This window comes from Lacinutrix sp. MEBiC02595 (genome assembly GCF_053601555.1).
This window is the reverse complement of sequence record NZ_JBSHNU010000161.1, coordinates 1-2,617: the sequence shown is the minus strand read 5'-3', so window position 1 is coordinate 2,617 and position 2,617 is coordinate 1. Positions and strand designations below refer to the sequence as shown.

Sequence of the window (2,617 nt, the reverse complement as noted above, 5' to 3'; positions counted from 1 at the left end):
GAGGTAAAATTTCCTTGGCTTCAAAAAACTGCGCAAGAGTTATTTCTCCTTTGCGTCAAAATTCCGCAAAGAATTCAATTCGTGAATTGAGTAAGCAGAATTCGAGATTATTTTATTAAGATTTGAGTAAGATAATAATCTAATTATTTATGTTTTAAGAAATTCAGTTTGTTGAAATTGAGGATTCTCGGCTATTTTTTATAACGTGTTTGTATATGATTTGTTGCGTGTTTCAGCACCTAATTTAGCAAATAAAAACCGAATAGAAAATCCGCGAGGGTTTTCGTAAGCAGGCTAGAACTAGCAATAAATTATATACGGTGTTAGCAATAGTTTTTATTCCGATGAATAAATATCTGTAAATTTAAAAGCTTTACCTGGAGGTCCCCAAAAAATTATTAAAAAAGCTCCTTCACGTTTTTCTACTCCATTCATTACTAGATTCCCAGAATTAGAAAGTCCGATTTCATATTTTCGGATTTCATAATCTCCCAAAATCCAAGGAATTCCGTGTAATCTAAAGTTCCTGTTTTTTAAGAGTAAAAATCCATCATTCTGCAACTTATATTTCACAGTTTTTGAATGGATTTCCTTTTGATTTTTTAAAAATAAAAACCTTATTTCTTTACTGTTTAGAACTTCTATTTTTATTTCAGAAACTGAATCTTTAATTTTAGAGGATGTCAATCTTCCCAAAAACGAGCGATATATTCTACTTTTAGAGTTTTCAGAATAATTACTGTAAGTTCCATTTAATTGAGTAATATTTTTTTCCGTTAAATGCAGTAGATTTTCTGATTCATATTTTGGAAGAGAAGCACAATTTAGAAATAGAAAACAAATTCCAATTATTGTAAATCTTTTTATCATTTCGTTTTATAGTTTGAGGCTGCTTTTAAATTATTGCTAACGTGTTTGTATATGATTAGTGGCGTGTGTAAGTAACTAATTTAGCAAATAAAAACCAAATAGAAAATTCGGAAGAATTTTCGTAAGCAAGCTAAAACCAGCCATTAATTATATACGGTGTTAGCAATAGTTTTTTCGCTCATAAGTTTATTTTTTTTCAGAATTTTCATCATCGTCATTTCGGATTGCGAGTAATTTACCAATTTCAAAAATCTCAGAGTAGCTTACACTCAAACCAAATGTCAAAACACTATTTTTATTTATTTTAGATACAATCTTAAAATCTCTTTTTTTGTCATAATTCCGACCTACATCAGATTTTGTATGAGCGTAATTTCTTAAATAAAATGCTGGAAATGTATCGAGAACAATCGGTTCTTTCAGTTCCTTGCCTTCGTGAATTATGGTGTAATGAAGATTTGGTGAAAGTATATGTAGAGAAGTGGTGTCAACTTTTTCTCCGATATAAATGTCAACATCACTACCTGCTCCATACCAGCCACCTTTAACCGTTCCTTCTATTGTTATTTCATTATTCTCTCGATTTAGTATAATCCGCTCAAATTTCACCTTTAGATTCTTTCTTTTGGTTTTTCCATTTGTTAGAGGTGCAGTTTTTCCTGTTTTAGGATTTACTATATCAAGTTTTAAAGAGTTCTTATTATAATCTCTAAAACAAGGTTCGTGTCTTTGTTCTTCGGAAAGATGTATAGTTCCATATTGAAACGTTTTCGGGTAAATCTTTAGTCTTTCTATTTCGTCTTGATTAAATGAAATATCAGATTCATTTTGTCCGAAAGAGTTCGAACAGATTATCAGAAGAAATATGAAACTTAAGATGCTTTTCATTGTTTACGAGGTGTTCTTTAAATTATTGCTAACGTTTATGTATAAGAATAGTTGCGGGTTTGTATGCGAGGATTTTCCGAAGGAAAATCAGACGTTACAAACACGCAACGACCTTTGTTTTAGCACTAAACCGCAATTATTTTTATACGGTGTTGTGCGTTCGGCTTTTTTTAATTTTATTCATTTCGTAATGATTTAGCGTTTTCCAATTCATCTAATCGTAAATCTACTAATTCAAAAGTACTGAATTGTTCAAAAGGGATTTTACTATAATCTAAATAAAATCTTTTTGGTCTTCCAGTATATTTTTCCTGTAATGTTTTGTCTTTACTTTTCATAATACACCACATTAGCTCGTAATTATCTAATTCGTCAATTATTAATTTTCGCAATGATATTCTTCCGTGCATATTAAGCATAAATTGTCCACCATATTTTTGGTCAAAATCTGAAGTGGTGAAAAAGTACGGAAGTTCGCAATTTTCTGAAACTTTGTATGTATTTAATGAATCTACATATTTTTTTACAAACACTTTTCTTTCTTCAATTTTTTGATTTCTATTTTCAGTTTTTAAATCCGTTTTTTGAGAATAAACTACAATCGAGTCTTGTCCGAAAATTATTTGGAAGGGAAAAATCAAGACTATGAATAAAGTCAGTATTTTGAATGATTTAGATTTCATTTTGTTCTTTCGTGAGTTTTTTTTCAGCTGACGCACAACGTGTTTGTATATGGTTTGTTGCGTGTTTAAGCACTAAATTTAGCAAATAAAAACCGAATAGAAAATCCGCGAGGGTTTTCGTAAGCAGTCTAGAACCAGCAATAAATTATATACGGTGTTAGCATAAGTTTTTATTC

3 protein-coding genes are annotated in these 2,617 nt (G+C 30.1%); all 3 read right to left on the bottom strand.

The annotated features are described in order from the left end of the window. Positions 1 to 336: 336 nt before the first annotated feature. Positions 337 to 870 (bottom strand): hypothetical protein, encoded by a 534-nt coding sequence (locus ACVCZW_RS03655; RefSeq protein ID WP_452227650.1) that lies wholly within the window; start codon positions 868 to 870, stop codon positions 337 to 339. A 186-nt stretch (positions 871 to 1,056) separates the two neighbouring features. Then, positions 1,057 to 1,758, bottom strand: a complete 702-nt coding sequence (locus ACVCZW_RS03650) for a hypothetical protein (RefSeq protein ID WP_055437553.1) — start codon at positions 1,756 to 1,758, stop codon at positions 1,057 to 1,059. A 176-nt stretch (positions 1,759 to 1,934) separates the two neighbouring features. After that, positions 1,935 to 2,441, bottom strand: a complete 507-nt coding sequence (locus ACVCZW_RS03645; protein WP_452231667.1) for a hypothetical protein — start codon at positions 2,439 to 2,441, stop codon at positions 1,935 to 1,937. Positions 2,442 to 2,617 lie beyond the last annotated feature (176 nt).

Coding starts and splice junctions, on each gene's coding strand:
- ACVCZW_RS03655 (WP_452227650.1), bottom strand. CDS start 870: ATGATAAAAAGATTTACAATAATTGGAATTTGTTTTCTATTTCTAAAT.
- ACVCZW_RS03650 (WP_055437553.1), bottom strand. CDS start 1,758: ATGAAAAGCATCTTAAGTTTCATATTTCTTCTGATAATCTGTTCGAAC.
- ACVCZW_RS03645 (WP_452231667.1), bottom strand. CDS start 2,441: ATGAAATCTAAATCATTCAAAATACTGACTTTATTCATAGTCTTGATT.